We start from the raw sequence: 26,903 nt of genomic DNA, 5'->3' as shown, positions 1-26,903 counted from the left end.
AATGTCCGCAGAAAAAAAACACGATTATCATTTAGTAGACCCAAGTCCTTGGCCTATCTACGTTTCATTTTCATGTTTAGTTTTAGCAATAGGCTCGGTTTATTATCTGCATAGCGAAGTTTCTTGGGGCATGTATCTAGGTTTAGCATTACTACTTTATGGAACATATATGTGGTTCAGGGATGTTGTTATTGAAGCAGAGCATCAAGGTCATCACACACCAGTAGTACAAATTCACCATAGATATGGAATGACATTATTTATTGCTTCAGAAGTTATGTTCTTTGTGGCATGGTTTTGGGCATATTTTGATGCAAGTTTATTTCCATCTTTAGCAATTGGAGGAACATGGCCACCCAAAGATATTGTAACTTTTGATCCATGGGATATCCCACTAATTAATACATTAATTTTATTATTATCTGGAACGACCGTAACATGGTCACACCACGCGTTGTTAGAAGGTGATAGAAAAAGCTTTATTCAAGGACTAGTTCTTACAGTGATACTTGGTTTCTCTTTTTCACTGCTGCAAGTTTATGAATACCAGCATGCAACTTTTGATTTTGCAGGAAATATATATGGTTCTGTATTTTATATGGCAACAGGCTTCCATGGTTTTCATGTTATTATTGGCACTATATTTCTTGCTGTATGTTTGATGAGAGCAAGAAAGGGTCACTTTACTGAAGAACACCACTTTGGATTTGAGGCTGCTGCTTGGTACTGGCACTTTGTAGATGTTGTGTGGCTATTCTTATTTGCTGCCATTTATATTTGGGGAAGTTAATTTTTAGCCCTTGAGATATAAATTTTTATTTTCTATTTTTGTATTTTTCTTTATTTCTGTTTTTATTGCTCTTGGTAGCTGGCAGATTGTTAGGCTTAATTGGAAATTAGAATTAATCAATCAGATAAAAACTTCACTTAAAGATGAACCAGTTAACTTATCCAGTAGTACAATCAAAAACTATTTAAGAATTAAAACTAATGGATCAATTGATTTTGAAAAACAAATTTATCTTTATAATCTAAATGAAAAAGGAAAACCCGGTTTTGAAGTTGTTAATCCTTTAAAAATAGGAGCTAATGATTATTTACTAAATAGAGGGTGGATACCTTTTGATATGAAGAATAGTAAAATTATCAATATAATTGATAAAAATGATATTATTGGTATTTTAAAAAAACAAACAAAAGCAAACAGGTTTAAACCTAAAAATAATATTTTAGACAATTATTGGTTTACTCTTGATAGAGATGACGTGTTTAAATTTACAGGTACAAAGTTTTCACCCTATGTTATTTATCTCTCAGGAAACAATGAATTACCCAAGCCAAAATTGATCACTGCAAATATTTCAAATAATCATAAAAAATATGCCATGACTTGGTTTTCATTAGCGATTTCAATTTTTATACTATATTTATATTTTAGAAAAAAATATTATTAGATGAAATATATAAGCACTAGAGATAACTCAAAAGAGTATAGCTTTGAGGATGTTTTTATTAAAGGACTTGCAGATGATGGTGGTCTATTTATTCCTAAACAAGTAAAAAAATACAGCACTGCGGAGCTTGAGTCGCTAAGGGGCTTAAGTTACCAGGAATTAGCAAAAAAAATAATTCATCCTTTTATTGGGGACTTTATGTCTAAAAGTGAATTATCAGATATTGTTGATAAATCATACTCAGTATTCAGAAAAAATAATGCGGTAGCTTTAATTAAAGTAGGTGATGTTAATCTTCTAGAGTTATTTCACGGCCCAACACTGGCCTTTAAAGATATTGCAATGCAATTACTTGGAAATTTCTATGAATATTATCTAAAAAAAAATAACAGGAATATAAATGTTATTGTTGCAACATCAGGAGATACAGGTGCTGCTGCTATAGATGCAATTAAGGGAAAAAAAAATATGAATATATTTGTTCTTCACCCACATAACAAAGTTTCACTTGTTCAAAGAAAACTAATGTCAACTGTTAAGGAAAAAAATGTCTTTAATATAGCGATAGAAGGTAACTTTGATGATTGTCAAAACTTGGTTAAGTCAATGTTTGCAGATAAGGAATTCTCTAAATCAATTAATATGTCTGGAGTTAACTCGATAAATTGGGCAAGAATTATTGCACAATCAGTCTATTATTTTTATACATATTTTCAGATTAAAGATGATAGGCCAATTAATTTTTCAGTACCTACAGGAAATTTTGGTGATGTGTATGCTGGGTACCTATCAAAAAAAATGGGTTTACCAATTAATAAGCTTATCGTTGCAACAAATCAGAATGATATTTTACACAGAGCAATTTCCAGGGGAAAATATGAAGCAGAAACAGTTTTAGAAACAAATTCACCAAGTATGGATATTCAAATTGCAAGTAATTTTGAAAGATTGATTTATGATTTGAATGACTTTGATGATCGTGAAACACAAAAAGTTATGAATGGAATTAAAGAAGAAGGAAAATATATTATCCCAGAAAATAAGATGAAAAAAATTGATAGAAACTTTTTATCAGCAAGCATAAATGAGAATGAGGTTTTAGATATTATTAAGGAGGTTCATACTATGCATAACATTGTATTAGATCCTCATAGTGCAATAGGTTTTGGAGCTTTAAAAAAAGTTAATATAGAGGGTAACAACATTGTTTTAGCTACTGCCCATCCGTGCAAGTTTCCTGAGGCTATAGATAAATCAATAGGGATCAAACCTGATTTACCTGATGAACTAAAGTATGTTATGAATGAAAAAGAAAATTATGATATTATTTCAAATAACCTAAGTAAAACTCAACAATACATTAAGGAAAAAATATAATGAAATTAAAAGAAAATGAAACAATCCCTAATTCTGAATTTTTTATTATGGAAGATGGAAATCCCATTAAGAAAAATACTTTTGAGTTTTTTAAGGATAAGAAGGCAGTTTTATTTGGTTTACCCGGCGCCTATACGTCAGTTTGTTCAGCTAAACATTTACCTGGATATGTTGATAACCATGATAAATACCAAGCAAAAGGTGTAGATTTAATAGTCTGCATATCAGTAAATGATCCATTTGTAATGGAAGCTTGGGGCAAAAGCAAAAATGTTGCAGATAAAGTTTTAATGATGGCAGATCCATTTTTGAGTTTTACAAAAGCAATAGGTGCTGATGTTGATAAAAGTGCCCGAGGCTTAGGTGTAAGATCAAATAGATACACAATGCTAATAGACAATCTTAAAGTAATTAAATTACAAGAAGAAGAAGATGCTGGTGCATGTGAAGTTTCGGCTGCCCAAAATTTTTTAAATTTAGTTTAATTCGGCAGCTTGTTTAGCTAATAAATCAACTTCTTCATTTAGAATATTTCCAGCATGAGCCTTAACCCATATCCATTTAATTTTATGAGATTGATTTAATTCATAAAGCTGAGTCCAAAGTTCTTTGTTTTTTACTGGTTCTTTTTTAGAAGTTAGCCAATTATTTTTAATCCATTTATGTACCCAATTAGTAATACCTAATTTCACGTATTGAGAGTCTGTATAAATTTCAATAGACTGCTGTTCTTTTATTTCCTGAAGCGCTTTAATTGGAGCCATTAGTTCCATCTTATTATTAGTTGTGTCTTTAACGCTTCCACTAATTTTTTTAATTTCATCATTAATATTGATGATTGCAGCCCAACCACCATTCCCAGGGTTTTTTAAACAGGAACCATCAGTATAAATTTTTATCATTATTTATAATAATCTTTGTAGCTATCCAGACTGTTATGGATAATTAGTTTTTGAAAATATTCGTTAGGTTCTTTGATCTGAATTAGTGCAGTTTTAGGAGTATTAAAATAATCATAAATTCTAGTTAGTAAGTATCTTAAAGCTGCACCTCTACATAATATATTTAATGAGTCTTTCTCTTTTTTTGAAATAGTTCTTATAGTTTCATATCCATCAATTAAGTATTTAATTTTTTTATTATTCATTACAAAAGAATCTCTTTTTTTATCAAAACATAAAGCATTTATACAAATTGCAATCTCATACATCAGATAGTCATTGCTTGAAAAATAAAAATCTATAAATCCAGAAAATTTATTTTTACTAAAGAAGATATTATCTATAAATAAATCTCCATGAATAATTCCAGTTGGTAATTTTTTTGGCCATTGATTTTTAATATCTTTTAAGCATACGCTAAGAGTAGGTTTTAGTTTTGGAGCCATTTTATTAGACGTAAATTTTATACTTCTTAATAAGCTATCTAATTTATTAATAGACATAGAGTTCTGTCTATATAGCTTTATTTTAGTTCCAGCTTTGTGGAATTTTGCAATATTTTTGCCAATATCAAAACAATTTTTATAATTAAGAGTGGCCTTATCCTTTCCCTTTAAAAAAGTCACAATACTAGAGGGTTTATTTTGAATTTTACTTAAGTGCTTACCATCATTATTCTTTAATGGTTTTGGACAAATAATTTTTTTTTGATTTAGTTTTTCCATTAAGTTCATAAAAAAAGGTAAATCTTTTTTCTGAACTCTTTTTTCAAAAATTGTTAAAATAAATTTTTTTTTATTTGTTTTTAATAAGTAGTTTGTATTTTCTATTCCTTTTTTAATTCCTTCAGATTTGATTATTTTTCCTAATTTGTAATCTCTACTTAGCGACAGAAGGTCTTTACTATTTATTTTAGTGTATACAGCCATCTAATTTAACTTTGCAGGAACTTTAAAAACAATATTTTCTTTGATAATTTCAACTTCCTCAATTTTTATTTTAAAATTTTCTTTCAATTTATTAATGAAATTTTCAACTAAAACTTCAGGTGCGGACGCGCCAGATGAAACACCAATTGTTTTACAATTTTGTATTTTTTCAAAAGGAATTACACTCTCTGAATGAATTAGCTCGGCATGTTGGCAGCCAGTTTGTTCTGCTACCTCAACTAAACGAACTGAATTCGAGGAATTTCTACTTCCTAAAACAAAAAACATATCACATTTTTTGGCAATATTTTTAACAGCTGATTGACGATTAGTAGTTGCATAGCAAATATCTTCTTTAAATGGTTCTTTAATTTGCGGAAATTTTTTTTTAAGAGCTTTTATTATATTCTTAGTGTCATCAACAGACAAAGTTGTTTGAGTAACATATGCAATTTTTTTATTATTATCTAATTCATATAATTCAACATCATGTTCATCTTGAATTAAATCAATCGAATCTTCTGGTAATTGCCCCATAGTACCAATAACTTCTGGATGATTGTTATGTCCTATAAGAACAATATGGTAACCAGCTTTGTGAAGGTTTTCTGCCTCTCTATGAACTTTTGAGACAAGAGGACAAGTAGCATCTATATATTCCATTTTATATTTATCTGCTTCTAAGGGTACTGATTTTGGTACACCGTGTGCAGAAAAAATTACTGGTCTAGTTTTATCTTTAATCTCTTCTAACTCTTCAACAAAAATTGCACCTATTGCCTTAAGAGCATCCACTACATGTTTATTGTGTACTATTTCATGTCGCACATAAACTGGTGCACCATATTTTTTAATACTTTTTTTAACTATTTCTATTGCTCTTTCTACCCCAGCACAAAAACCTCTTGGAGCAGATAACAATACTTTAATTTCTTTATTTTTCATTTTTTTCTAATAGATACTCAAGCAATATATGTGGAAAGGTTAAAGACGCCAAACCAATAAATATAACTTTTAATATTGCATCATTTAATTGATAGAAATTAGAGAGGAAATATAAACTTATGACATATAAAACTGCAGTTAAAACTGTAAGGGGCATAGCTTTTTTAATAAATGTTATAGCACCAATTTTCAAACTTTTTTCATTAAGCCCTGTTATCAAAGAAATTGAATGTCGGAATGAATGTAGGAAGCAAAAGTATACAGTAAAAGCAATTAGTGGAGTTAAAAAATAATTCAGAACAATAATAGAAAAAAAATCCAAAAATATCAAAATATTCATAATTTTAAAATCTTTCAAAAAGTAATAAATATTAGAAAGTAAAGAAATAGATAAAGCAAAAAGTAATATACTGTTATCTTCAATAAAGTTTAAGAATAAATAAAACTTTTCATTTTCTATTAAAAGTAATTTAAAAATATTAATTGTTTCAACAAAGTGAAACATTAATGGTGCAATAATTATTAGAGAACCTTTTAAGAAATAAAGAATTAGATTAGATACATTTTTATTACTTATCAAAAATTCCGTATCTTCTTTGCCAAAATGATATGAGGCAACAACTAAAAATAAAATAAGAGACACAGTTGGAAAAAATAACCAAAATATAATGATACCAATCCCAATAAGAGAATATATTAAATAAAAAAAATAAGATTTTTTTATGTTATATAACTGGCCAAGTTTTTTACCTTTATGATTATCTAGTGCACCATGTGAAATTCCAATTGAAAGAATAAAAAATAAACACACAACTGGAGAGATGATTAAATTTTCGAATCGATTAACAATCAAGGCAACAAAACATGAAAAAATAAAAAAAATAATTGAATGATAGAAATTAATTTTATTTATCCGGTTATGCATTTTATTTCAAAAGGGCTTTAATAAATAACCATTTAGGCATTTTAAGAATTATTAATAAATCTTGAAAAATATTACTCTTATTAGATAGAAATTTAATTACAGTTTCAGGAGAGTTATCAAACATTTTGAAAAATATATTTGGCATTTGTTTAGCATGATTGCTTAAAACTCTTAAAAATATTTTATCTAGAAATTGGTATTTTTTTTTAATTTCATATCTTCTAATTTTATCAATATTATCGATATTTTCCCTTAAATATCTGCTGTGGTCCTGGATATTCAAAAAAGTATACCCAGTACTTAATCTAGTCATATGTCCTGCAGTACCTATATTTATTTTATTTTTTTCATTAATATTTGATGAATAAAATAGTGGTACAGCACCATTTTCTTTATAATTAATTTTGTAATTTTTAATATTTAAATGATTTTCAATGTAATCTTTTAATTGTTCATCATAATCCATTTCTAGATCATTATTCATTTTAGATAGCCAGGTAGTTTCAACTAAAGCCTTATTTTTGCTATAAGGCAATGTGTAAAAGAAATGAACGCTGTCATGTTGTGGGCAATCAAAGTCCATTAAATTCATGATCTTTTCATCAAACACATCTCTAGTTGTTTCGATCTCAATACCCTTAAAGTGTTGCCAAACTTTATTTTCGTTAGAATCTGTTGATGGAACACTATTAAAAATTAAGGAGTTATTTAAGTTTACCTCATTAATATTTTTATAAAATTTGATATTATGATTTTGCTTTAGTATAGAGTTTATTTTTTTATAGAATAATCCACTATCAATTGATTGATAAGGTAGTTTATTACATTTTAAAAATTTAGTTTTGTTCGTTATATTTATAGAAAAATTATCCCAACTTTTTTTTACACAATCTTCAAAATTATGATTAGTTGTTTTCCAGAAAGACCAGGTTTTATCTCTCTTGTATTCTAATCTAGGCTCAATAATTGCTAGCGTTTTATCTTTGAGCTTATTATGAGTTTCTAATTCGTATGCCAAAGATAGCCCAGCACAACCACCACCAATAATTATATAGTCAAATTCTTTCATTTAAATTTATTTCTTCACTAATCAAAAAGTGCTCATTATTCATATACCCACTTTTTTGTTTTGTTAACAAGAGTGCTATTAGGTCAAATATAGAAAGTATTGTTTGATAAATTTTTGTAAAGTTATTTATATAAATCTTACCTGCCTTATTGTAATTTTCTATATTTTTAGTTCTTAAAATTTTATCACCTATTTTTTTATAAACTCTTCTTGCAACAAGGATTGCAAATCTAAATTTAAAAGGTATTTTCTTTATTGCTATAAAAGAACTTTTATAGAATAAATCAGCCAACGCTAAAGTGTTACTTATTGTCTCAAAATCACTCTTAATATAAAATCTATTAATATTTGAGTCCTCCACAACATCTCTAGATATATTTGTTAGTTGCATTGCGATACCCAAATCTATGGCTGCTTTCATTGAATTTTGATCTTTAACATTTAAAATTTTTGCCATCATTAAGCCTACTGTTCCAGCAACTCTGTAAGAATAAATTAACAAATCTTTTTTATTATTAAATTGAACTTTTTTATTTAAATCTGACTGAACACCATCAAATAAGTCTTCAACAATTTTTATTGAGATCAAATGATGATCCATAAGATTCCACATATTTTTAATTATTGTATTATTATAGTTCTTATTAATAAAATTATTTTTAAAAACTAATAAATTTTTTTTTTTAATATCTAATTCGCCATCATCATCTGCAATATTATCTACAGTTCTACAAAAATCATACAGAGCAGAACACTTTTGGTAAGTTATTTTTGGTAAAAAGAAACCAGCCCAATTAAAGGACTTTGCATAAATAGACAGGTAGTTTTTATTAGACATTATATAATCTTATCTAAAACTTTTGCTGAGGATAGCACACCAGGTACACCTGCACCAGGGTGTGTTCCAGCACCAACAAAATATAATCCATCACAAACCTCAGATTTGTTATGAAATCTAAAATAAGCAGACTGTGTAAATTTTGGTTGTATTGAAAACCCAGATCCAAATTTGGTATTCAATTCCTTCTCAAAATAATCAGGAGTTAAATAAAAGTCTTCAACAATATTTTCTCTTAGATTAGGCAATAACGCTTTCTCCATTTTATCTATTACTAGATCTTTCATTTTATCACCTTCAATTTTCCAATCTATCTTAGACTGATTATTTGGAACTGGAACTAGTACGTAGAAACAATCATTTCCCTCTGGTGCCATAGTTTTATCAGTAGCAGAAGGCCTATGTAGGTAATAACTTATGTCATTATTTAATTTTTTTTTATCAAATATATCATTCAGGTGCTCTTTATATTTATCACCAAACTTAATTGTATGATGTTCTACATTTGGATATTTTTTTTTTGTACCAAAGTAGTAAACAAAAAGTCCCATCGAGTATTCCATTCTTTTTTGTTTCCACTCAAATAAAGAATTAGTCCTAGTTTGATTAAGAAGCTTTTCGTATACAGCAGGTGGGTCTGCATTGCATATAACATTATTAGCATTTATCTCTTTTTGATTATTTAGTTCCACTCCTTCAATTTTATTTTTTTTTGAAATAATTTTTTTGACTTCTTGATTTTTAATAATTTCAATTCCCTCTTCTATCATTAGTTTTTCTAGACCTTTAATTATATTTCCAGTTCCACCCATTGAATAATGTATGCCCCATTTTTTTTCTAGATATAGTATCAACCCGTAGATAGACGTTGTTGTGAAGGGGTTTCCACCAACCAAGAGTGGATGCATACTCAACATTCGTCTTAATTTTTCATTTTTGATATAACTAGAAACCAATGAATAGACTGATTTATAACTCTTTAGCTTTAAGAGAGCAGGAAGTTGTTTCATCATCACTAAAGGTTTGTCAAAAGGTACATCTGCAAGTTCTGTAAACCCTTTATCAAATATTTTTTTAGTAAATTTTACTAGCTCCTCATATCCTTTAACATCGTCTGCATTAATCTCTTTAATTTGTTTTTTCATTTTCTCTTCATTGCCAGAATAGTCAAACTTATTTCCATCTTCAAAAATGAATTGGTACCAAATATTAAGAGGTGTAAGTTTTATATAATCTTCTGCTTTTTTATTAAAAAGCTCAAATAGTTCATCAATTAAATAAGGTGCTGTAATTACAGTAGGTCCAGCATCAAATGTGAAACCATTCTTTTTGAATACTCTAGCTCTACCTCCAAGATCTGGATGTTTTTCAATTAATGTAACACTATGATTTTTAGCTTTTAATCTAAGAGCTGCAGCTATCCCACCAAAACCAGAACCAATGACTATAGATTTCATTTGTTTAATTTATAGTTTTTTTAAAAAATTGTAAGAGAATTATGAGTTTATTTTTTTTAGTGCAATTTTTGTTTCTTCAAGATTTTTATTAAACAAATTGTCAAGTTTTGACTTATCAACAGATGTGTTAATAATTTTTTTAACAGACTCAACAGCGATCCTTATTGACACATCTTTTATCTCTTTAAGTGACGCATCTTTCATTTGTGTAATCTTATTTTCTATTAAGTTCTTTTTAATTTCAGAGGATTTGTGAAATTTATCATTCATTTCTATAACTAAGTGATCACAATCCTTTTTTGCCTGTTCTAGAATTTCACTGCTATCTGCTTGGGCTGTATCTAGTTTAATTTGTGCATTATCTAATAAAATTTTTGCTTCTAATCTTAATTTTTCACTCTCATCAATTTCATTTTTAATATCTAAAATAAGCTTATTTAAAACTTCATTAATTTTTTGAGGTATTTTTAAATAAATCAATCCTCCAATAAAAATTATAAAAGATATTGCTACCCAAAAAGTTGCATCAATTGCCATAATATTTATCCATCTTCTTTCTTGATAGGTCATCAACAATTGCTGAGATACTGCTATTATTAACTTCTTCACCTATCAACTGATGTAGTAAATCTGCAGATGTTTCTGCAGCTATCTTATTAATCTTTTCAGGAGCCTTATTCTTAAGCTCTTGTATTTCAGATTCAGTTTTTTGAATTTCTAAATTTAATTCTTTATCTAAAGCATCTTTTTTTAAATTAATATCTTTCAGTAGTTTTTCCCTAGCTTGTCTAAAATAGTTTTTAGCCTCAACTTTACTATTTTGAACTATTTTTTCATACTCTGCTATATTTCGCTCACTCTGTTCTCTTTGTTTTTCTGCTGCCTCAATATTATCTACGATTTGTGATTTTCTAGTTTCAAGGTTTGCACTAATTTTTGGAAGTATAAGTTTAGAAAGAACAACATATAAAATTCCAAAAGTTATGGTTAACCAAAAAATCTGAGAAATCCAAAACTCAGGATTTAATTGAGGCATACCTCCACTTTCAGCTGCAAAAGCTTCCATTAAAAATAGGAAGCTTAAAAATATCGACTGAAAAAATATTTTTTTAATCATTATATTTAAAATGCAAATAAAATAATTAACGCAACAACTAATCCAAATAGACCAGTAGCCTCTGCTAAAGCAAATCCTAATAAAAGATTAGGAAATTGTTTTTGTGCTGCAGATGGGTTTCTCATTGCACCAGAAAGGTAATTACCAAAAATAATTCCAATTCCAACGCCGGCACCGGCTAGAGCTATTGCTGCTAGTCCTGCTCCGATCATTTTTGCTGCTTCTAATTCCATTATATCCTCCTTGTGTTAGTTAATGGTGTAAATTTAATGCATCGTTTAAATAGATGCAGGTTAAGATTGCAAAAACATATGCTTGAAGAAAAGCAACTAGTATTTCCAAACCAGTTAGTGCAACCGAAAAACTCAGTGGAAGCCATCCACCAATTATTCCGAGGCTTATTACAAAGCCACCGAAAACTTTCATCATAGTATGACCAGCCATCATGTTAGCAAATAAACGAACAGAAAGACTTACAGGTCTACTTAAATAAGAAATAATTTCTATAATAACTATTAGAGGCAGAAGAATTGCTGGCACTCCACTTGGTACAAATAATTTTAAATAACCTAAACCATGTTTCATAAAACCAATTATTGTTACTCCAACAAAAATGAACGAAGCTAAAATAAAAGTGACAATGATATGACTGGTTACTGTAAATGCATACGGAATCATTCCAAACATATTACAAAATAATACAAACATAAATAAAGAAAAGATAAATGCGAAATATGGTTTTGCTTTAGATCCAGCTGTATCACTAATCATTTTTGAAACAAAGCTATAGCTTAATTCTGCTAGAAGTTGAACTTTACCAGGTAATAATGAATTTTTTTTTGATCCAAGATTAAAAATTAATATTATTGCTAAAGAGCTAATAACCATAAACAAGCTTGCATTTGTAAATGAAATATCTATCGCACCTAATTTTATTTCTGGTCCAATTCTATAAACTTCGAATTGGTGCATTGGGTTTGTAGCCATAATTTTTTTAGTTTATTTTTGCATATTTTTTGCAGATCTGAATACATTTATAATTCCAGCAATCACACCTACAAAAAAAAATATTAATATTAACCAGGGCTTAGTACCAAAGGTCGTGTCTAAAATAAACCCTATAATTGTCCCAACTGCTACTGCAGATACTAATTCTGTACTTAATTTAAGGGCAGTCCCAATAGATGATGGTGGTTCTTTATCTTTATAGAGGTTTCTCTTAGCAATTTTTGATTTTGCAATCTCAAGGCGAGTTTTTAGCGATTCTTTAGGCATCTATTTATTAAGCAACCATACTCTCAGCTTTTTGTAGATCAACTGCTACTAGCTGACTAATACCTTTTTCAGGCATAGTTACTCCGTAAAGTCTGTTCATTTTAGACATCGTCAAAGCGTGGTGAGTCACAATAATAAATTTAGTATTAGTTATTTTTGTTAAGTCTTCTAGAAGTCCACAGAATCTTGTTACGTTTGCATCATCTAGTGGAGCGTCAACTTCATCTAGTACACAGATTGGAGATGGATTAGTAAGAAATACAGCAAAAATAAGTGATAAAGCAGTTAAGGCTTGTTCGCCACCAGATAATAAAGTTATGGACTGGAGTCTTTTACCTGGAGGGCTTACCAGCATTTCTAAGCCAGCTTCCAGTGGGTCATCAGAATCTACTAGTTCTAGTTTTGCATTTCCCCCATTGAATAATTTTGTGTAAACTTCATTAAATTTTCTATTAACTTTTTCAAACGCCTCTAAAAGTCTTTCTCTTCCTTTTTGATTTAACTCATTGATACTTTCTTTTAATTTAATGATTGCAGATACAAGGTCTTCTCTATCTTGTTCCATTTTTTTAATTTCAATCTCATATTTACTTGTTTCTTCATCTGCTCTTAAATTAACAGAGCCAAGCTTCTCTCTTTCTCTTTTTTTTTCATCTAATGCCTCTTCTTGAGTAATGGAATCTGGTAGCTCTTCAACACCATTTAAATTAGAATGTTCAAGAATATCCTTTTCTTCAAGGTTAAGTTCAGAACTAACTCTTTCCAGCAAGTCATCTTTACGTTTTTTAAGTCCTTCAACAGTTGCACTTGAACTTGCTTTTCTTTCTCTTATTTGAATGGATCTTTCTTGAACATCATTTAATTCAAGTCTTAACGAATTAATTTTTTTATCAGTCTCTTCAATTATCTTTTCATTTTCAATTTTTTCATTTTGTGAAATTCTTAATCCTTCAGTAGTTTGGCCCTTTTTTTCTGCTTGAACTTTAGGCTGTTGATCGCGTTCATTTAGCTGCAATGATAATTTGTTTTTTCTTTCAGTTAATTCAGCCACCATTTTTTGAGAGTTCGAAAGTAAGTTTTTCCAACTTTTAACTTCAGTTTCAATTGCTTTAATTCTTTCATTCCTTTTTATAGATTCTTTTTTAATAGACTGATTCTTACTAAAGCTATCAGTATATTTTTCTTGTAGTAATTTTATATTGTTATTTTTTTCATTGATATCATTAAGTTTATTTTTACTTTCATCGTTTGCTAAATTATTTAAGAAGTTATTTAATTCCATTTTAGTCCTGTCTAGCAACGTGAGAGCCTGGTTGGCTTCATTGTTATTTATTAATTCTTTGATTTTTTCTATTGTGTTAATAACTTCTTTAATCGGATCTATACTGATATTTATGTTGCCATTAGCAAATATTTCAATAATTCCATCAACAGCTTTTTGCTCTTCATTAAGTTCATTTTTTGCTTTTTCAAGATCTTCGTTTGATAATTTTTCAGTTTCAAAATATTTAGAGTCTATTTCTATTAATTCACTTTTTTCTTCTTTTAATCTTTTTTCATTTGAGTTTGCATCAATTACAATACCTTTTTCTCTATCAATATCTTCATCGATAGTTTTAAGAGATTTTTTTATATTTTCTATCTCGTCTTGAGTTCTAATATTTTCTTCATCCAAATTCTGCAATTCTAAGTTTAGTCTTTGGATTCTTGAGAGATTTTCAATATTTTTTTCTCTTAGTGGAGAAACCTTATCTGTTTCAAGTTTAATAGAACTTTCAAATTCAGTTATTTGTTGATTAAAATTATTTACCTCTCCTTCAGCCTCGTTGTTAATTTCATTCTCTATTCTAATTTCGTTATCAATGTCTAATAATCTCAAATAATATAAACCTGCTTCAATTTTTTTAATTTCTTCTGAAATAAATTTATACTTTGTTGCTTCTTCAGCTTGCTTTTGAAGATTAGCTAACTGTTTCTCTTGCTGTCTTCTTAATTCGTCAGCTCTTTTTAGATTAGTTTCTGCAGCATTCAATCTAAGTTCAGCTTCATGCCTCCTAACATGTAAGCCTGAAATATTAGCTGCCTCTTCTAAAATTGCACGTCTATCTGTAGGTTTTGCAGTTACTAAAGCTCCAATACGTCCTTGACTTATCATCGAAGGAGAGTGGGCACCGGTAGATAAATCTGCAAAAAACATTTGAGCATCTCTAGCTCGAACTTCTTTGTTGTTTATATAAAATTTAGAGCCTTTATCTTTTTCAATTTTTCTTCTAACTTCAATTTGGTCAATTTCCTTATACTGCAATGGTCCTTCATGATTTGTATTGTCCAAACTAATTGAAACTTCTGCTATATTTTTTGAAGCTTTGTTTGATGTTCCATTAAAAATAACATCTTCCATTCCAGAGCCCCGCATACTTTTTGCTGAGGTTTCTCCCATTGCCCATCTTAAAGATTCTACAATGTTAGATTTTCCACAACCATTAGGACCAACTATTCCAGTTAACCCATCTTCAATAAGAAAGTTAGCTTTATCAGCAAAAGATTTAAATCCATTAAGTTGGATTTTTTTAAACTCCATGGACTAACTTATATCAGTTTTTCCAGGTATTTTTTTATATTTTTATAATTTAGTGTCTTTTCAAACTTTTTATCATTAATTATAATCGTAGGAGTAGCATTAACTTTAAATTTTTTTACTCCTTCGATTCGATCATTTAACACGAAGTCCTCAATTTTTTTATCATTTAAGCATTTTTCAAAATCTACTTTTACACTTTCATCTACTAAAAATTTTTTTAAATATATCTTAGCTTCCTCAGGTGTTTTTCCTCTTGCCCATTTTTTTTGACCTGAATATAAAATATTTATTATATCTGCATTGCCATCATTTCTACATTGTCCAATTTTAGAGGCATTAAATGCTGCAATATCTAGAGGAAAGTGTCTAAATTCAATTTTCACCAAACCTTTTTCAATAAAATCCTTTTTAAGACCTGGATAAACATTCTTGTGAAAGTCTGCACAGTGACCACACGTTAATGACTCATAGGCAATTATTGTGATTTTAGCATTCTTTTCACCTACAGAAATTCTTTTGATAGATTGAGTGTCTTCTGCGATTAGGTTGGTGGTAAAGCCAACAAACATAATAAATAATATTGAAAATATTTTTTTCATCTTTGTTTAAATAATTTAGTTAATTCTAATAATGATTCTTTCACTTTATCATTTTTAATATTATTAATCTTATCTGTATATTTACTATTTGTCACATCATTCTCATTTTTATCTATCTTTTTAAATTTAGTTTGAGCATCATCAAAACTTATAAATTTTAATTTTTCAACAACAGTATAGCCGAAGAAACTATTCATTTTATCCATTATTTTTTTTTTTGAATACTCCAAGTCTACTTCATTGCCTCTTTTGACCATCACATTTAGAGTACTAACACCAAACTTATTAGAATTTTTAAACGATTTTGGATAACATATTTGAAAAATTTCACTACCAACTATGTATTTCCAATTATTTAACGTTTCAGAGAATATGTGCCCTTTCTTTTTAATTATTTTTTTTATGTTTGTTGGTAAAGTATCTTTAAAAGATCTTAATCCTTGAAAGCTTCTGTTTCTCTGCTTAATATTATTTTTAAAAGACATATTAGTTTAAAGCATGATAGCAAAAAAAATTCTTTATTGGTACGATAATAATAAAAGATCTCTTCCTTGGAGGATCAGGTGCTCCACTAGGAAAAAAGAGTACCTTACTCTTGTAAGCGAATTTATGCTTCAACAAACTCAAGTTAAAACTGTCATTCCATATTTTAATAATTTTTTAAAAGATATTCCCAACGTTCAATCTCTTGCAAAAGTGAGTGAGGTCAAACTCCTGAAAAAATGGCAAGGTCTTGGTTATTATTCAAGAGCAAAAAATTTAAAAAAAAGTGCAAAAATGATTGTTGATGATTATAATGGCAGACTTCCAGATAATTATGAAGAATTAAAAAAACTTCCTGGAGTTGGAGATTATACTGCAAGTGCAATATCAGCTATTGTATTTAATCAACAAATAATTCCATTAGATGGAAATATAGAGAGAGTCTTAAAGCGCATCTTAAATTTAAAAACAGAAGAAGAAATGAAAAAAGAAAATCTTCATAAACAAAAAAAAATTTTTGGTAAAACATCAAGATCAAGTGATTATGCTCAAGCTTTAATGGAAATGGGAGCGCTATTATGCAAGCCAAAAAACCCACATTGCAGTAGGTGTCCAATAATTAAAAACTGCTTATCTTACAAAAAAAATGATTTTGAAATTAAGAAAAAAGATAATAAAATTATAGATAAATTTTATCTGGCGACTTTATATAGAAACGATGATCGGCTACTATTAATCAAGAATGATAAATTTAAATTTTTAAAAAACTTACTTATTTTTCCAATGAAAGAGATAACTCAATCAGACTCTCTACTAAAATCTAGCAAAAAACTGAATGTAAAAATGTCAAATATGAATATGAATATATCAATAGATTTTTCAAATATTAAAAATAAACCTAAAAATGGCATGTGGATTGAAAAAACAAAATTAGAAAATTATATGATACCAACATTTACAAAAAAAATATTTGCATCTGTTAAACATAATCTATGAAAAAAGTTGCAATAATAGGTGGGGGAATTTCAGGTTTATATATTGCGAGCTTATTGAGACTAAACTCTAATTATGAGATTATTGTTTATGAAAAAAATAACTCTGTAAATCTAGAAAAAGGTTATGGTATTCAACTTTCTGTTAATAGTATTAAATTATTAAATAAAATTGGCTTTCAAAATATTAATTTTAAGGAAAAGTTTTTTCCAAATAAAGTAAATTTTTATTCTTTAAAGGATAAAAATAAAATATGCGATTTAGATATATCGGCTTTTAATGAGTCTGAGGTTAAATATACAACTTTACAAAGATTTATATTAATAGATTTTTTAACAAATAAACTTCCAAGTAATTTAATAAATTTTAATAAAAAAGTTATTGATATTCAAAGTGTATCAAAAACTACTAAAGTAATTTTTGAGGATAAGTCATCTATAGAATGTGATTATTTAATTATATCAGATGGGGCATTTTCAAAAACTAGATCATTAATTACTGACAAAGAAATCAAACCAAAGTATTTTAACTCAATTGCTGTAAGAGGAAATATTGATCGAAAATATCTTCAAAATATTGATCATAACAATATATCTTTATTTTTAGGGTCTAATTTGCATTCGGTAGTTTACCCAGTTAACCATAATGGTTATTTTAACTTTGTTACTATTCTTAGGAAAGACCTAAATAATGAGGAATTAGCTGATTACAGTTTATTTGATAGTAAAGAGTTCATTTCATCTGCTTTATTGGAAATATCAAAACAAGTAGATAACAATATCATTGAAAATTTAATAGATATTAAGTGCTTTCCTATATTTACAAGTACAGAAATATTTCAGCCTAAAAATAAAAATATTTATATCATTGGAGACGCTTTTTTTTCCTTTCCACCAACTTTTGCACAAGGAGCATCCCAATCAATAGAAGTTGCTCATGAGCTATATCAAAATTTTGAAAATATAGATGATCAATTCAATAAAGAAAGAATTAAAAGAACAAAAATGATTGACAGAAAATCAAGATTAAATTATTTCGCATTTCATCTTTCGAATCCATTAATAATATTTGTAAGAAATTTATTACTTAGATATTTAGTTAAAAATAATAGATTTATTAATAGTTATTTAGGTAAAATTTATAAAAATTAATTATTAGAAATCAATCTTTGTCTTAAATTATCAATTGGAACTGAAACTCCATTTATATTACAATGCCAATAAGTCCATCCATTACAGCTTTCTGTTCCAAGTATTGTTGCTGCAACTTTATGAATTGATCCTTCTGCTTGATTATGCTTGATACTTCCATCAGCCATAATTTTTGCTACAACTTTTTTCTTATTATCAAATATACTTGTTCCAGGTTTTATTATTCCAAGTTCAACTAATGATCCAAAAGGTATTCTAGGTTTAGATCTATTATTTTTAAGAGTGTCTAAGAAATCATCTTCTATGGGCTTTGTATTTTTTAACCTTTCTTCAGCAGCTTTAAAATAATTTTTTTCTTTCTCTATACCATAATATTTTCTACCTAATTTCTTAGCGACAGTGGCAGTTGTACCAGATCCTAAAAATGGATCTAAAATCAGATTGTTTTTGTTTGAAGATGCCAATATAACTCTATGAAGCAAAGATTCAGGTTTTTGTGTAGAATGAACTTTTTTTCCATTTTTCTTAAGTCTTTCTGCTCCATTACAAATAGGTAAATTCCAATCGGACCTCATTTGAAGGTCGTCATTTAAACATTTTAATGATTGATAGTTAAAAGTATATTTTGATTTTTCACTTTTAGACGCCCAAATTAAAGTTTCATGAGCATTAGTGAATCTTGTTCCTCTAAAATTAGGCATAGGGTTATTCTTGTTCCAAATAACATCATTTAAAATCCAAAAACCTAAGTTCTGTATCGCCGTTCCTACTCTGAAAATATTATGATAACTTCCTATAACCCAAATAGCCCCATCTTTTTTTAAAATTCTTTTACATTCTGAAAGCCAAGCAATTGTAAATTCATCATATTTTTTAAAGCTTTCAAACTGATCCCACTTATCATTTACAGCACTAACTTTAGTTCTGTCTGGTCTTGTAAGTGAATTTTTTAATTGTAGATTGTATGGAGGGTCAGCAAAAACTAGATCAAAGGTTTCATTTGGAATTTTTTTCAATTCTTCAAGGCTGTCACCATTAATAATCTTATTATTAAAATTGTTTTCCATTTTATATAAAACAATTAGACTCCAAATAGATTCTACGGTCAACTCCAGATTGAATTATATGGATTCCATTTGTGTTTAAATTTTTTTAGGTAACTAGATATTGTGTTGTCACATGTGAAATTTATAAAAGATCAGAAATAGGGGAAAAAGTTTTTCGATGATACTTGGTAATACCAAGTTTTTTAATTGCTTTTAAGTGTTCTTTAGTTCCATAACCTGAATTTGTGTCCCATCCATAACCATTAAATTGCTTTGAAAGTTTTTTTATAAATTTATCTCTACTAACTTTTGCAATAATTGATGCTGCAGAAATACTAGGGATTTTCTGGTCTCCCTTAATTACATATTCTAATTTATAATTTTTAAGATCAGGTAATTTATTACCATCAATTAAAATTAGAGAAGGCTTTTTATTTAATTTGAGTATAGCTCTTTTCATTGCAAGTAAGCTTGCACGTAAAATATTTATTTTTTCAATTTCTTTAGTTGATGCTTGACCTATTGCCCATATAGAATTTTCTTTAATATATTGATCAAGCTCTTCTCTTTTACCTTTAGTTAAACTTTTTGAGTCTTTTAACAATTCTATATTTATAGATTTATTTAATATTACAGCTGCCGCATAGACTGGGCCAATTAAACTACCTCTGCCAACCTCATCAACACCAGCTAAAATTTTCATTAGATGTTTAATTTTAAATCAACAATTTTTTGTTTAATCATTTTTAAGTCTTCCCATGAATGTTTTTTATTTTCTGGAACCCTTAAAAGATAAGAGGGATTAAAAGTAATGATAACATTATAACTAGTATTTTTGACAATAACCTCTTTCCACTTTCCTCTCTCCATAGATATTTTACTATTTAAACCTGTTAATGACTCCATTGCAGTACTACCCATAAGAATTATTATTTTGGGTTGAATGATTGAAATTTGTTTTTGCAAAAATTGAGAATATCTTTTAATTTCTATAGGGGTGGGTTTTCTATCTTCTGGAGGTCTAAAATTTACAGCATAAGTGCTATAAATATTTTCTTTTTTAATATTTATTGCATTTAACATCTTTTTTAATAGATCACCAACCTCACCTAAGAATGTCTCTCCAATATAGTCTTCTTCAGCTCCGGGAGCCTCACCAACTAACATTATAGAGCTATTTATATTTCCATCTCCTAAAACTATTTTTTTTGAATTATCTTTTAAATTACAATCATTAATTGAGTTAATTTGTAACTTTAATTCGCTAAGCTCTTTTTCTTTATCAATTTTATTTAAATAGTTATCCTTTTTGAGATTGTTATTATCATTCATTAATCTATTGATAGGATTTTCATCAAAAGTAAAATTAGAATCAATGGAGCTTAGAAGTTCTGAGACATAATTCGTATTTTGATTTATTACTTTTTTAGACATAGAATGACCTTATGATAATAAAATTATTTAAATTTATTTTAATTTTACTGTTTTACCAAGGCCCATTATACTCAAAAAGTAACAGTTTAAACGATTTTAATTCACATCATTTATCCAATTATTTTTCAGGTATAGTTGCTTATGATAATAATGACAATTCAAAAGCGTTAAAATTTTTTAAATCTTCAAAGCATTTAATTAAAAAACACAATTCCTACCTTAAAAATTATGTGAACGCCCTTGTGCTTGAAGGTAATGTGCTACAAGCCACCAATGAAATTAAACAAAACTTAACTAAAAATAATTCTGATTTTTTTGAAGCGCATTTATTATTAGCCCTAGATAACCTTAAGAGAAAAGATTATAAAAAAAGTAAAGAGCATTTGCAAAGTTCTTATGAGTTTATCAATAATGATAAGCTTTCTTTAATAATTGCAGAAACATTAAAAAAATACCTATACGTATTTAAGGAAAATAAAATTTCAAAAATAGAAAATAAATTTGGTAATTTTTCTTTTATCAACGAGGTTTTTCAAAGATGTTATTTGGACGATAAAAATACCAAAACTTATTTTGAAAATTTAGTTAATTCACAAAGTGGTGTAGACTACACAAGATACATATTTTTTCACATAAATTATTTAATTACGAATGATGAATATGAAGAGGTAAAAAATATTACTGATAATATAGATTACTTAAATTCATCTTTACTCATTTCTCAAGGAAAAAAATGGATCGAAGATCAAAAATTTGAAGAATTTAAAAAAATATTTTCATGCAAAAACCCCACAGACGTAATTAGTGAATTTTTTTTCTTAGTATCTAATCTTTACTCGTCACAAAATAATTATGAAAAATCCAATTTTTATCTAAATATATCCCATGATCTAAACTCAAAATTTAAATTTAATTTATCTTTATTAGCCGAAAACTATTATTTTAATAAAGATTATAAAAAAACTTTAAAGATTTTAGAATCTTTTAAAAAAAAAGATGAGTTTTATTATTGGTTTAAAATTAAGAAAAAGGCTCAAATAATTTCTAAAAAAAAAGATAAAGATAAATCTTTAGATTTTATCAATTTAAATTATAAAAAAATTAAAAACCCTTCTATAAAAATGGTTTTTGATATTGCAAATTTTAATAAAAATGCAAAAAAATATAAAGAGGCTATAAAATATTATGATCAAATTATTTCAAGAGTTGATAATAGCTCCATGTTATATGCAGAAATTTTATATAGAAGAGGAGGCAGTTATGAAAGATTGGGTAATTATGCTAGATCAGATGAGGACTTATTGAAATCACTAGAAGTTAATCCAGACGACGCATATGTGTTAAATTATTTAGCCTATTCATGGTTAGAAAGAGAATATAAAATTGATCTCTCACTTGAAATGCTTGAAAAAGCTTACACTGCTCAAAGCAATGATCCCTATATAATCGATTCAATTGGATGGGCTTATTATCTAATTGATGATTATGTGAAAGCTGAAAATTTTCTAAAGCGAGCTGTTGAATTAATGCCAGAAGACCCAGTTGTGAATGATCATTATGGAGATATTCTTTGGATGCTGGATAGAAAAATCCAAGCAAGGTATTTTTGGCAAAATGTTTTAAATTTAGAAGAGTCAGAAGATATAATGAAAAAAAACATTAAGAATAAATTAATTAACGGTTTAACCAATTCTTAATTTATGAATAGCTTTATGATTAAATCCTATGCTAAGATTAATTTAGCATTACATGTAACGGGAAAAAAAAAAATGTTACATAAAATTGAAAGCATAATTTCTTTTATAGATTTGCATGATTTAATTTATTTAAAGAAGATAAAAAAAAAAATCATAAAATAATTTTTAAAGGTAAATTCTCTAAAAATATTAGTAAAATAAATACTGTCTATAATTTAATGAAATTATTAGATAAAAATAATTTACTTAACCGACAAAAATTTGATATTAAGATTATCAAAAATATACCTCAAGAAGCAGGAATGGGTGGTGGTTCGATGAATGTCGCAAGTTTGATTAATTTTTTTATTAATCAAAAATTATTAAAAATAAAAAAAAATGAATTAAAAAAGTTAACAAGTCAGTTAGGTTCTGATGTTATTTTAGGAATAAAGCCGACCAATACAATTTTGTCAGAAAATGGAGATATAAAAAGATATAATAATAATACTAAATTTCACACGTTAGTTGTCAAACCTAATTTTGGTTGTTCAACTAAAAATATTTATTCAAAAGTTAAATCGTTTTCTAAGCCTCAATTTAGTTTTCCAAAGACAAAAATGTTTGAAGTAAAATACCTTAAAACTTTGAATAATGATCTCGAAAAAATAGCCTTTAAAAAATACTCAAAACTTAAAAAAATTAAATTATTCTTATCAAACACACACAACAATATGTTTGTTAGAATGTCGGGATCTGGCTCGTCAATCGTGGCCTATTTTGATTCTAAGAGGTCGTGTGGTAATGCATATAGTCAATTTAAAAGGAAATTCAGTAGTCATTGGTGTATTGCATCAAAAACTATATAATTTTTTTTTTTTGTGATATATGAAATTAATATTGGCCCATGGTGAAGTGGTATCACATCTGTTTTTGGTACAGAGATCCGAGGTTCGAATCCTTGTGGGCCAGCCATATATGAATAACTTATTAGATAAAATTTTTTTCAGATCCAAAAATCTTAATTATATAAATTTAGGATTTAAGGATATTAAAAACAATACTGAAGTAAATCAAATATTCAGTGCCATTCATTCTTTTTCTAAAAATAGTGAAATTAGATATGTTGGTGGGTGTGTTAGAAAAATTATTAATAAAGAAAAAGTTGACGATATAGACTTAGCTGTAAATTTAAAACCAAAAGATGTTTGTGATGCGCTTAGTAAAAAAAATATTAAATATTATGAAAGTGGAATAGAGCACGGAACAATTACAGCATTAATAAACAGCATTAAGTTTGAAATAACATCGTTACGAAAAGATGTTGATACTGACGGAAGGCATGCAAAAGTTGAGTTTTCAGATAATTGGAAGGAAGATGCCTCTAGACGAGATTTTACTATAAATTCTATTTATGCAGATATTGAGGGAAGTCTATTTGATCCCTTTGATGGTAAAAAAGATCTAGAAAATGGAAAAGTAGAATTTATTGGAGATGTAGAGGTAAGGATTAAGGAAGATTATCTTAGAGTATTAAGATATATTAGATTTTTTCTCAATTATTCCAAAGATAAGCATAAACCTAAAATTATTAACATAATAAAAAAAAATCTAATTGGTGTTTCAGCAATTTCTTCTGAAAGATTATTAGACGAATTTCAAAAATTATTAAAATCAGACGGTTTTCTAAAGTTAACCAAGGATAAGGATTGTTTAGAGATTATAAATCTTATTTTTCCACAAATTAAAAACATTTCTCTATTTAACAAAATGAATAGTTTTGCAAAAAAAAATTTTCTTGAAGTAGATTTTATTTTTTTATTATCTTTAATGATTATTGATGGAACTGATAATGTAGATTATTTTATTTATAAATTCAATTTATCTAAAAAAGATCAAAAAAGACTTATATTTTTGAATAAGTTTTATTTAGAAAAAAATACTAGCAAAACTTTTTCAGAAAAAAATTTGAATAAAGTTTTTTATTTTAATAGTAGAGAGGCATTAATAGATGTTCTTTATTTTAAGGTTTTTAAATCCAAAAAAGTAGACAATAAGTTAATTAAATTAATTGAAATTTTTAAGAAAAAAGAAATGCCTGTCATGCCGATTAAAGCTAGTACCTTGATGGAAAAATATCAAGTTCCTGAGGGAAGGGAGCTGGGACAGAGACTAAAATTAATAGAAGAAGTCTGGATTAGTAATGACTTCAAAATTTCAGATAAAGAAATTCAAAAAATAGTAAGTAATTAAACGTACTTTACATCTTTAATTTCAAAGTTTTTTACACCTGCTGGAGTTTTAATTTCAACTAAATCATTTTTATTTTTTCCTATTAATCCTCTACCTATTGGTGATTGAAAAAATATCAGTTTTTTTTGAAGGTCAGCCTCATCTCTTCCAACTATTTTATAGGTAATTTCTTCTCCAGTATCTAGATTTTCTAAATGCACTGTTGAGCCAAATATGACTTTTCCATCGTTATTTATTTTTGTAACATCAATTACATTTGCTCTTGCGATATTATCATTAATCTGAACTATTCTTCCTTCATTATGTGATTGTTCTTCTTTTGCAGCATGATATTCTGCATTTTCTTTTAAATCACCATGTGATCTTGCTTCAGAAATAGCAGCTACTATTTGTGGGCGTTTTTTTTCTTTTAAAAAAATTAGTTCTTCTTTTAAAACTTCAAGTCCTGCAGTTGTTATTGGCTCTTTATCCATTTTAATTCCATTTTGCTATTGGAGGCAAAGACATTAATATTCCTTCAACATTACCACCTGTTTGTAAACCAAATTTTGTCCCCCTATCGTATAGTAAGTTAAACTCAGCATATCTACCTCTTTTAATATATTGTATCTCCTTTTGTTTTACATTCCATTTTTTTTTGTACTTTGCTTTTATTATTGAATTAAATAACATTTGAAAAGTAACTCCTAAATCAGATATAAATTTAAAGTCTTTTTCCCAATCATTTTTTTTGTAATCAAAAAAAATACCACCAATTCCTCTTGTTTCTTTTCTATGTGGTAAATAAAAATATTCGTCACACCATTCTTTATATTTTTTATAGAATTTTTTATCATGTCGATCACACATTTTTTTTAATTCACTATGAAGGAAGCTTTTTTCTTTAAGGTCTTGAATACAAGGTGTTACATCCATACCACCACCAAACCATCCATGCGTTGTATAAATAAACCTTGTGTTAAAGTGAATTGCTGGAATATGAGGATTTCTCATATGCATTACAATAGAAATTCCTGATGCCCAAAAATTTGGATTTTTAGATGCGCCTGGAATTTTTTTACTCATTTTTTTTGAAAACTTTCCATGGACTTCCGAAAAGTTTACACCAACTTTTTCAAAAATTTTACCATCTTTTAAAATTCTAAACTCTCCACCACCTTCATCTTTAATTTCATTTCTACTCCAAGTCTCAGATTTAAATTTTAATTTTTTATCTTCCAGTTTTTCAATATCGTTACAAATTGTGTTCTGCAGCAACTTAAACCAATTAGAAGCAAGTTTTTTTTTAATTTCTTTATCCATTATTTATTAAAGTTAGTTTGTCTTAAATTTTCTGAAAGAATTATAGCAACAGAAGAGGCTATATTTAAAGATCTTTTATTGTTCATCATAGGTATTTTTAATCTATACTTAATTGAATTATGAACTTGATCAGGTACACCAGCACTTTCTCTTCCAAATAACAATGTATCATTAATTTCGAATTTGAATGTAGTATAAGGTTTGGCTGATTTTGTTGTTAATAATATTACTCTTTGACCTTTTTTTGACTTAAAAAATTCTTCTGAGCTTTGATAAAATTTAATTAGCTTTTCATCCATATAATCCATAACAACTCTTTTAAATCTTTTATCGTTAAATAAGAATCCACATGGTTCAATAATTTCTAAACCAGCACCTAGACATGCACAAGTTCTAATAATGGCAGCTGTATTTTGAGGAATATCAGGCTCATACAGGGCTATTTTAGGTCTCAAAGTCATAGTTTCTGTGTCATTGTTTCAGTGGAAAAAAAACTTTTTTCTTATATGAAATCATATATTAGATAACAATATACAAAAAATAAAAGATGTCTGAAAAAAAACCTGAAAGAAGAGAATTTTTATTTACAGCCTCATATGCTGTTGGAGCTGTTGGAGTAGGGGCAGTTGTTTGGCCTTTAATTGACCAAATGAATCCAGATGCTTCAGTTAAAGCATTGGCTAGCACAGAAGTAGATATTAGTGCAGTTCAACTTGGAAAAACAATTACTGTCCTCTGGAGAGGAAAACCAGTTTTTATCAAAAGAAGAACACCTGAAGAGATAGCAGAGGCAAGAGCTGTTAAGATGGAAGATTTAAAGGACCCTCAAAAAGATGAAGATAGAGCAAAAGATCCTGAGTGGTTGGTAATGGTTGGTGTTTGTACACATTTAGGATGTGTGCCATTAAATGACAAGGGTGAGTATAACGGTTGGTTTTGTCCTTGCCACGGATCGCATTATGATACATCAGGAAGAATAAGAAAAGGCCCAGCACCATTAAATATGGAGGTTCCTAAATATGAATTCGTTAATAACAACACAATTAAAATTGGATAAT

At 27.8% G+C, this 26,903-nt stretch carries 32 protein-coding genes and 1 tRNA gene; 12 read left to right on the top strand and 21 right to left on the bottom strand.

From position 1 onward, the window contains the following. Window position 1 precedes the first annotated feature (1 nt). From ABXT47_RS05525 to ABXT47_RS05510, 4 genes are read left to right on the top strand one after another with little or no spacing between them, the layout of a single operon-like run. Window positions 2-790: a cytochrome c oxidase subunit 3 gene (locus tag ABXT47_RS05525; protein ID WP_415275526.1), complete on the top strand. Its 789-nt coding sequence runs from the start codon at window positions 2-4 to the stop codon at window positions 788-790. Between the two features lie 10 nt (window positions 791-800). Then, window positions 801-1,454: an SURF1 family protein gene (locus ABXT47_RS05520; protein ID WP_415308132.1), complete on the top strand. Its 654-nt coding sequence runs from the start codon at window positions 801-803 to the stop codon at window positions 1,452-1,454. Next, entirely contained in the window at window positions 1,455-2,831 is a 1,377-nt protein-coding gene (gene thrC, locus ABXT47_RS05515; protein WP_415308131.1) for a threonine synthase, read from the top strand. Beyond that, on the top strand, window positions 2,831-3,316 hold the full coding sequence (locus ABXT47_RS05510) for a peroxiredoxin (RefSeq protein ID WP_415308130.1): 486 nt from the start codon (window positions 2,831-2,833) through the stop codon (window positions 3,314-3,316). Before thrC ends, ABXT47_RS05510 begins: the two co-directional genes overlap by 1 nt. On the opposite strand, the gene rnhA is transcribed toward ABXT47_RS05510, so the two are convergent. From rnhA to ABXT47_RS05435, 15 genes are read right to left on the bottom strand one after another with little or no spacing between them, the layout of a single operon-like run. Then, window positions 3,308-3,733, bottom strand: coding sequence for a ribonuclease HI (rnhA, locus tag ABXT47_RS05505; protein ID WP_415308129.1), 426 nt, complete (start codon window positions 3,731-3,733; stop codon window positions 3,308-3,310). The two genes, ABXT47_RS05510 and rnhA, sit on opposite strands and share 9 nt — an antisense overlap. Beyond that, window positions 3,733-4,701 carry a homoserine kinase gene (locus tag ABXT47_RS05500; protein WP_415308128.1) on the bottom strand — a complete coding sequence of 323 codons (969 nt, stop codon included), beginning with the start codon at window positions 4,699-4,701 and terminating at the stop codon, window positions 3,733-3,735. The genes rnhA and ABXT47_RS05500 overlap by 1 nt, the downstream gene beginning before the upstream one ends. Continuing rightward, window positions 4,702-5,646 (bottom strand): 4-hydroxy-3-methylbut-2-enyl diphosphate reductase, encoded by a 945-nt coding sequence (gene ispH, locus ABXT47_RS05495; RefSeq protein ID WP_415308127.1) that lies wholly within the window; start codon window positions 5,644-5,646, stop codon window positions 4,702-4,704. Further along, a complete protein-coding gene (locus tag ABXT47_RS05490; protein ID WP_415308126.1) occupies window positions 5,636-6,571 on the bottom strand; it encodes a Brp/Blh family beta-carotene 15,15'-dioxygenase in 936 nt (311 codons plus the stop codon). Before ABXT47_RS05490 ends, ispH begins: the two co-directional genes overlap by 11 nt. A 1-nt stretch (window position 6,572) precedes the next feature. Further along, the gene (locus ABXT47_RS05485; protein WP_415308125.1) at window positions 6,573-7,640 is read right to left on the bottom strand and encodes a lycopene cyclase family protein; all 1,068 of its coding nucleotides are present in this window, start codon (window positions 7,638-7,640) and stop codon (window positions 6,573-6,575) included. Next, window positions 7,627-8,478: a squalene/phytoene synthase family protein gene (locus ABXT47_RS05480; protein ID WP_415308124.1), complete on the bottom strand. Its 852-nt coding sequence runs from the start codon at window positions 8,476-8,478 to the stop codon at window positions 7,627-7,629. Before ABXT47_RS05480 ends, ABXT47_RS05485 begins: the two co-directional genes overlap by 14 nt. Beyond that, the gene (gene crtI / locus ABXT47_RS05475) at window positions 8,478-9,935 is read right to left on the bottom strand and encodes a phytoene desaturase family protein (protein WP_415308123.1); all 1,458 of its coding nucleotides are present in this window, start codon (window positions 9,933-9,935) and stop codon (window positions 8,478-8,480) included. Before crtI ends, ABXT47_RS05480 begins: the two co-directional genes overlap by 1 nt. A 39-nt stretch (window positions 9,936-9,974) precedes the next feature. Continuing rightward, window positions 9,975-10,472, bottom strand: a complete 498-nt coding sequence (locus ABXT47_RS05470) for an ATPase (protein ID WP_415308122.1) — start codon at window positions 10,470-10,472, stop codon at window positions 9,975-9,977. Further along, window positions 10,462-11,052, bottom strand: a complete 591-nt coding sequence (locus ABXT47_RS05465; protein WP_415308121.1) for a F0F1 ATP synthase subunit B — start codon at window positions 11,050-11,052, stop codon at window positions 10,462-10,464. The genes ABXT47_RS05470 and ABXT47_RS05465 overlap by 11 nt, the downstream gene beginning before the upstream one ends. 5 nt (window positions 11,053-11,057) lie before the next feature. After that, the gene (locus ABXT47_RS05460; protein ID WP_006997791.1) at window positions 11,058-11,285 is read right to left on the bottom strand and encodes a F0F1 ATP synthase subunit C; all 228 of its coding nucleotides are present in this window, start codon (window positions 11,283-11,285) and stop codon (window positions 11,058-11,060) included. 19 nt (window positions 11,286-11,304) lie between these two features. Further along, a complete protein-coding gene (locus ABXT47_RS05455; protein WP_415308120.1) occupies window positions 11,305-12,039 on the bottom strand; it encodes a F0F1 ATP synthase subunit A in 735 nt (244 codons plus the stop codon). A 12-nt stretch (window positions 12,040-12,051) separates the two neighbouring features. Continuing rightward, window positions 12,052-12,327 (bottom strand): AtpZ/AtpI family protein, encoded by a 276-nt coding sequence (locus ABXT47_RS05450; RefSeq protein WP_415308119.1) that lies wholly within the window; start codon window positions 12,325-12,327, stop codon window positions 12,052-12,054. Window positions 12,328-12,334: 7 nt separating this feature from the next. After that, window positions 12,335-14,908, bottom strand: coding sequence for a chromosome segregation SMC family protein (locus tag ABXT47_RS05445; protein ID WP_415308118.1), 2,574 nt, complete (start codon window positions 14,906-14,908; stop codon window positions 12,335-12,337). An 8-nt stretch (window positions 14,909-14,916) separates the two neighbouring features. Continuing rightward, window positions 14,917-15,507 (bottom strand): thioredoxin domain-containing protein, encoded by a 591-nt coding sequence (locus ABXT47_RS05440; protein WP_415308117.1) that lies wholly within the window; start codon window positions 15,505-15,507, stop codon window positions 14,917-14,919. Further along, complete coding sequence (locus ABXT47_RS05435) at window positions 15,504-15,992, bottom strand: DUF721 domain-containing protein (protein WP_415308116.1); 489 nt, start codon at window positions 15,990-15,992, stop codon at window positions 15,504-15,506. Before ABXT47_RS05435 ends, ABXT47_RS05440 begins: the two co-directional genes overlap by 4 nt. A 13-nt stretch (window positions 15,993-16,005) precedes the next feature. On the opposite strand from ABXT47_RS05435, the gene ABXT47_RS05430 reads away from it, so the two are divergent. Both ABXT47_RS05430 and ABXT47_RS05425 read left to right on the top strand, forming a co-directional pair. Then, entirely contained in the window at window positions 16,006-16,986 is a 981-nt protein-coding gene (locus tag ABXT47_RS05430; RefSeq protein WP_415308115.1) for an A/G-specific adenine glycosylase, read from the top strand. Next, window positions 16,983-18,134 (top strand): FAD-dependent monooxygenase, encoded by a 1,152-nt coding sequence (locus tag ABXT47_RS05425; RefSeq protein WP_415308114.1) that lies wholly within the window; start codon window positions 16,983-16,985, stop codon window positions 18,132-18,134. The genes ABXT47_RS05430 and ABXT47_RS05425 overlap by 4 nt, the downstream gene beginning before the upstream one ends. Here ABXT47_RS05425 and ABXT47_RS05420 read toward each other — a convergent pair. From ABXT47_RS05420 to ABXT47_RS05410, 3 genes are all read right to left on the bottom strand, one after another. Next, window positions 18,131-19,201, bottom strand: coding sequence for a site-specific DNA-methyltransferase (locus ABXT47_RS05420; RefSeq protein WP_415308113.1), 1,071 nt, complete (start codon window positions 19,199-19,201; stop codon window positions 18,131-18,133). The genes ABXT47_RS05425 and ABXT47_RS05420 overlap by 4 nt on opposite strands. Window positions 19,202-19,322: 121 nt before the next feature. Beyond that, complete coding sequence (locus ABXT47_RS05415; RefSeq protein WP_415308112.1) at window positions 19,323-19,883, bottom strand: ribonuclease HII; 561 nt, start codon at window positions 19,881-19,883, stop codon at window positions 19,323-19,325. Further along, the gene (locus ABXT47_RS05410) at window positions 19,883-20,614 is read right to left on the bottom strand and encodes a uracil-DNA glycosylase (RefSeq protein WP_415308111.1); all 732 of its coding nucleotides are present in this window, start codon (window positions 20,612-20,614) and stop codon (window positions 19,883-19,885) included. Before ABXT47_RS05410 ends, ABXT47_RS05415 begins: the two co-directional genes overlap by 1 nt. Window positions 20,615-20,625: 11 nt before the next feature. Between ABXT47_RS05410 and ABXT47_RS05405 the strand changes: the two genes are divergently transcribed. The 5 genes from ABXT47_RS05405 (at window position 20,626) to ABXT47_RS05385 (ending at window position 24,543) form a co-directional block, all read left to right on the top strand. Beyond that, complete coding sequence (locus tag ABXT47_RS05405; RefSeq protein ID WP_415308110.1) at window positions 20,626-22,311, top strand: hypothetical protein; 1,686 nt, start codon at window positions 20,626-20,628, stop codon at window positions 22,309-22,311. Window positions 22,312-22,314: 3 nt separating this feature from the next. Next, complete coding sequence (locus tag ABXT47_RS05400; protein ID WP_415308109.1) at window positions 22,315-22,473, top strand: hypothetical protein; 159 nt, start codon at window positions 22,315-22,317, stop codon at window positions 22,471-22,473. A 56-nt stretch (window positions 22,474-22,529) separates the two neighbouring features. Then, window positions 22,530-23,159 carry a 4-(cytidine 5'-diphospho)-2-C-methyl-D-erythritol kinase gene (locus ABXT47_RS05395; protein WP_415308108.1) on the top strand — a complete coding sequence of 210 codons (630 nt, stop codon included), beginning with the start codon at window positions 22,530-22,532 and terminating at the stop codon, window positions 23,157-23,159. 32 nt (window positions 23,160-23,191) lie between these two features. After that, window positions 23,192-23,265: transfer RNA gene (locus ABXT47_RS05390), tRNA-Gln, on the top strand. Between the two features lie 3 nt (window positions 23,266-23,268). Continuing rightward, a complete protein-coding gene (locus ABXT47_RS05385; RefSeq protein ID WP_415308107.1) occupies window positions 23,269-24,543 on the top strand; it encodes a CCA tRNA nucleotidyltransferase in 1,275 nt (424 codons plus the stop codon). Here ABXT47_RS05385 and greA read toward each other — a convergent pair. From greA to ABXT47_RS05370, 3 genes are read right to left on the bottom strand one after another with little or no spacing between them, the layout of a single operon-like run. Next, on the bottom strand, window positions 24,540-25,016 hold the full coding sequence (gene greA, locus ABXT47_RS05380; RefSeq protein WP_415308106.1) for a transcription elongation factor GreA: 477 nt from the start codon (window positions 25,014-25,016) through the stop codon (window positions 24,540-24,542). The genes ABXT47_RS05385 and greA overlap by 4 nt on opposite strands. 1 nt (window position 25,017) lies before the next feature. After that, window positions 25,018-25,845: an oxygen-dependent coproporphyrinogen oxidase gene (gene hemF / locus ABXT47_RS05375; protein WP_415308105.1), complete on the bottom strand. Its 828-nt coding sequence runs from the start codon at window positions 25,843-25,845 to the stop codon at window positions 25,018-25,020. Then, entirely contained in the window at window positions 25,845-26,306 is a 462-nt protein-coding gene (locus tag ABXT47_RS05370; RefSeq protein ID WP_415308104.1) for a tRNA (cytidine(34)-2'-O)-methyltransferase, read from the bottom strand. The genes hemF and ABXT47_RS05370 overlap by 1 nt, the downstream gene beginning before the upstream one ends. An 86-nt stretch (window positions 26,307-26,392) precedes the next feature. Between ABXT47_RS05370 and petA the strand changes: the two genes are divergently transcribed. Further along, on the top strand, window positions 26,393-26,902 hold the full coding sequence (gene petA / locus ABXT47_RS05365) for a ubiquinol-cytochrome c reductase iron-sulfur subunit (RefSeq protein WP_415308103.1): 510 nt from the start codon (window positions 26,393-26,395) through the stop codon (window positions 26,900-26,902). Window position 26,903 lies beyond the last annotated feature (1 nt).

Source organism: Candidatus Pelagibacter sp. Uisw_099_02 (assembly GCF_047727625.1).
GTDB lineage: Bacteria > Pseudomonadota > Alphaproteobacteria > Pelagibacterales > Pelagibacteraceae > Pelagibacter.
This window is presented reverse-complemented; position numbering and strand designations above follow the sequence as displayed.

What these genes read in the sequence shown, in the direction of transcription:
- ABXT47_RS05525 (WP_415275526.1), top strand. Translation starts at nt 2, where the DNA reads ATGTCCGCAGAAAAAAAACACGATTATCATTTAGTAGACCCAAGTCCT.
- thrC (WP_415308131.1), top strand. Translation starts at nt 1,455, where the DNA reads ATGAAATATATAAGCACTAGAGATAACTCAAAAGAGTATAGCTTTGAG.
- ABXT47_RS05510 (WP_415308130.1), top strand. Translation starts at nt 2,831, where the DNA reads ATGAAATTAAAAGAAAATGAAACAATCCCTAATTCTGAATTTTTTATT.
- rnhA (WP_415308129.1), bottom strand. Translation starts at nt 3,733, where the DNA reads ATGATAAAAATTTATACTGATGGTTCCTGTTTAAAAAACCCTGGGAAT.
- ABXT47_RS05500 (WP_415308128.1), bottom strand. Translation starts at nt 4,701, where the DNA reads ATGGCTGTATACACTAAAATAAATAGTAAAGACCTTCTGTCGCTAAGT.
- ispH (WP_415308127.1), bottom strand. Translation starts at nt 5,646, where the DNA reads ATGAAAAATAAAGAAATTAAAGTATTGTTATCTGCTCCAAGAGGTTTT.
- ABXT47_RS05490 (WP_415308126.1), bottom strand. Translation starts at nt 6,571, where the DNA reads ATGCATAACCGGATAAATAAAATTAATTTCTATCATTCAATTATTTTT.
- ABXT47_RS05485 (WP_415308125.1), bottom strand. Translation starts at nt 7,640, where the DNA reads ATGAAAGAATTTGACTATATAATTATTGGTGGTGGTTGTGCTGGGCTA.
- ABXT47_RS05480 (WP_415308124.1), bottom strand. Translation starts at nt 8,478, where the DNA reads ATGTCTAATAAAAACTACCTGTCTATTTATGCAAAGTCCTTTAATTGG.
- crtI (WP_415308123.1), bottom strand. Translation starts at nt 9,935, where the DNA reads ATGAAATCTATAGTCATTGGTTCTGGTTTTGGTGGGATAGCTGCAGCT.
- ABXT47_RS05470 (WP_415308122.1), bottom strand. Translation starts at nt 10,472, where the DNA reads ATGGCAATTGATGCAACTTTTTGGGTAGCAATATCTTTTATAATTTTT.
- ABXT47_RS05465 (WP_415308121.1), bottom strand. Translation starts at nt 11,052, where the DNA reads ATGATTAAAAAAATATTTTTTCAGTCGATATTTTTAAGCTTCCTATTT.
- ABXT47_RS05460 (WP_006997791.1), bottom strand. Translation starts at nt 11,285, where the DNA reads ATGGAATTAGAAGCAGCAAAAATGATCGGAGCAGGACTAGCAGCAATA.
- ABXT47_RS05455 (WP_415308120.1), bottom strand. Translation starts at nt 12,039, where the DNA reads ATGGCTACAAACCCAATGCACCAATTCGAAGTTTATAGAATTGGACCA.
- ABXT47_RS05450 (WP_415308119.1), bottom strand. Translation starts at nt 12,327, where the DNA reads ATGCCTAAAGAATCGCTAAAAACTCGCCTTGAGATTGCAAAATCAAAA.
- ABXT47_RS05445 (WP_415308118.1), bottom strand. Translation starts at nt 14,908, where the DNA reads ATGGAGTTTAAAAAAATCCAACTTAATGGATTTAAATCTTTTGCTGAT.
- ABXT47_RS05440 (WP_415308117.1), bottom strand. Translation starts at nt 15,507, where the DNA reads ATGAAAAAAATATTTTCAATATTATTTATTATGTTTGTTGGCTTTACC.
- ABXT47_RS05435 (WP_415308116.1), bottom strand. Translation starts at nt 15,992, where the DNA reads ATGTCTTTTAAAAATAATATTAAGCAGAGAAACAGAAGCTTTCAAGGA.
- ABXT47_RS05430 (WP_415308115.1), top strand. Translation starts at nt 16,006, where the DNA reads ATGATAGCAAAAAAAATTCTTTATTGGTACGATAATAATAAAAGATCT.
- ABXT47_RS05425 (WP_415308114.1), top strand. Translation starts at nt 16,983, where the DNA reads ATGAAAAAAGTTGCAATAATAGGTGGGGGAATTTCAGGTTTATATATT.
- ABXT47_RS05420 (WP_415308113.1), bottom strand. Translation starts at nt 19,201, where the DNA reads ATGGAAAACAATTTTAATAATAAGATTATTAATGGTGACAGCCTTGAA.
- ABXT47_RS05415 (WP_415308112.1), bottom strand. Translation starts at nt 19,883, where the DNA reads ATGAAAATTTTAGCTGGTGTTGATGAGGTTGGCAGAGGTAGTTTAATT.
- ABXT47_RS05410 (WP_415308111.1), bottom strand. Translation starts at nt 20,614, where the DNA reads ATGTCTAAAAAAGTAATAAATCAAAATACGAATTATGTCTCAGAACTT.
- ABXT47_RS05405 (WP_415308110.1), top strand. Translation starts at nt 20,626, where the DNA reads ATGATAATAAAATTATTTAAATTTATTTTAATTTTACTGTTTTACCAA.
- ABXT47_RS05400 (WP_415308109.1), top strand. Translation starts at nt 22,315, where the DNA reads ATGAATAGCTTTATGATTAAATCCTATGCTAAGATTAATTTAGCATTA.
- ABXT47_RS05395 (WP_415308108.1), top strand. Translation starts at nt 22,530, where the DNA reads ATGAAATTATTAGATAAAAATAATTTACTTAACCGACAAAAATTTGAT.
- ABXT47_RS05385 (WP_415308107.1), top strand. Translation starts at nt 23,269, where the DNA reads ATGAATAACTTATTAGATAAAATTTTTTTCAGATCCAAAAATCTTAAT.
- greA (WP_415308106.1), bottom strand. Translation starts at nt 25,016, where the DNA reads ATGGATAAAGAGCCAATAACAACTGCAGGACTTGAAGTTTTAAAAGAA.
- hemF (WP_415308105.1), bottom strand. Translation starts at nt 25,845, where the DNA reads ATGGATAAAGAAATTAAAAAAAAACTTGCTTCTAATTGGTTTAAGTTG.
- ABXT47_RS05370 (WP_415308104.1), bottom strand. Translation starts at nt 26,306, where the DNA reads ATGACTTTGAGACCTAAAATAGCCCTGTATGAGCCTGATATTCCTCAA.
- petA (WP_415308103.1), top strand. Translation starts at nt 26,393, where the DNA reads ATGTCTGAAAAAAAACCTGAAAGAAGAGAATTTTTATTTACAGCCTCA.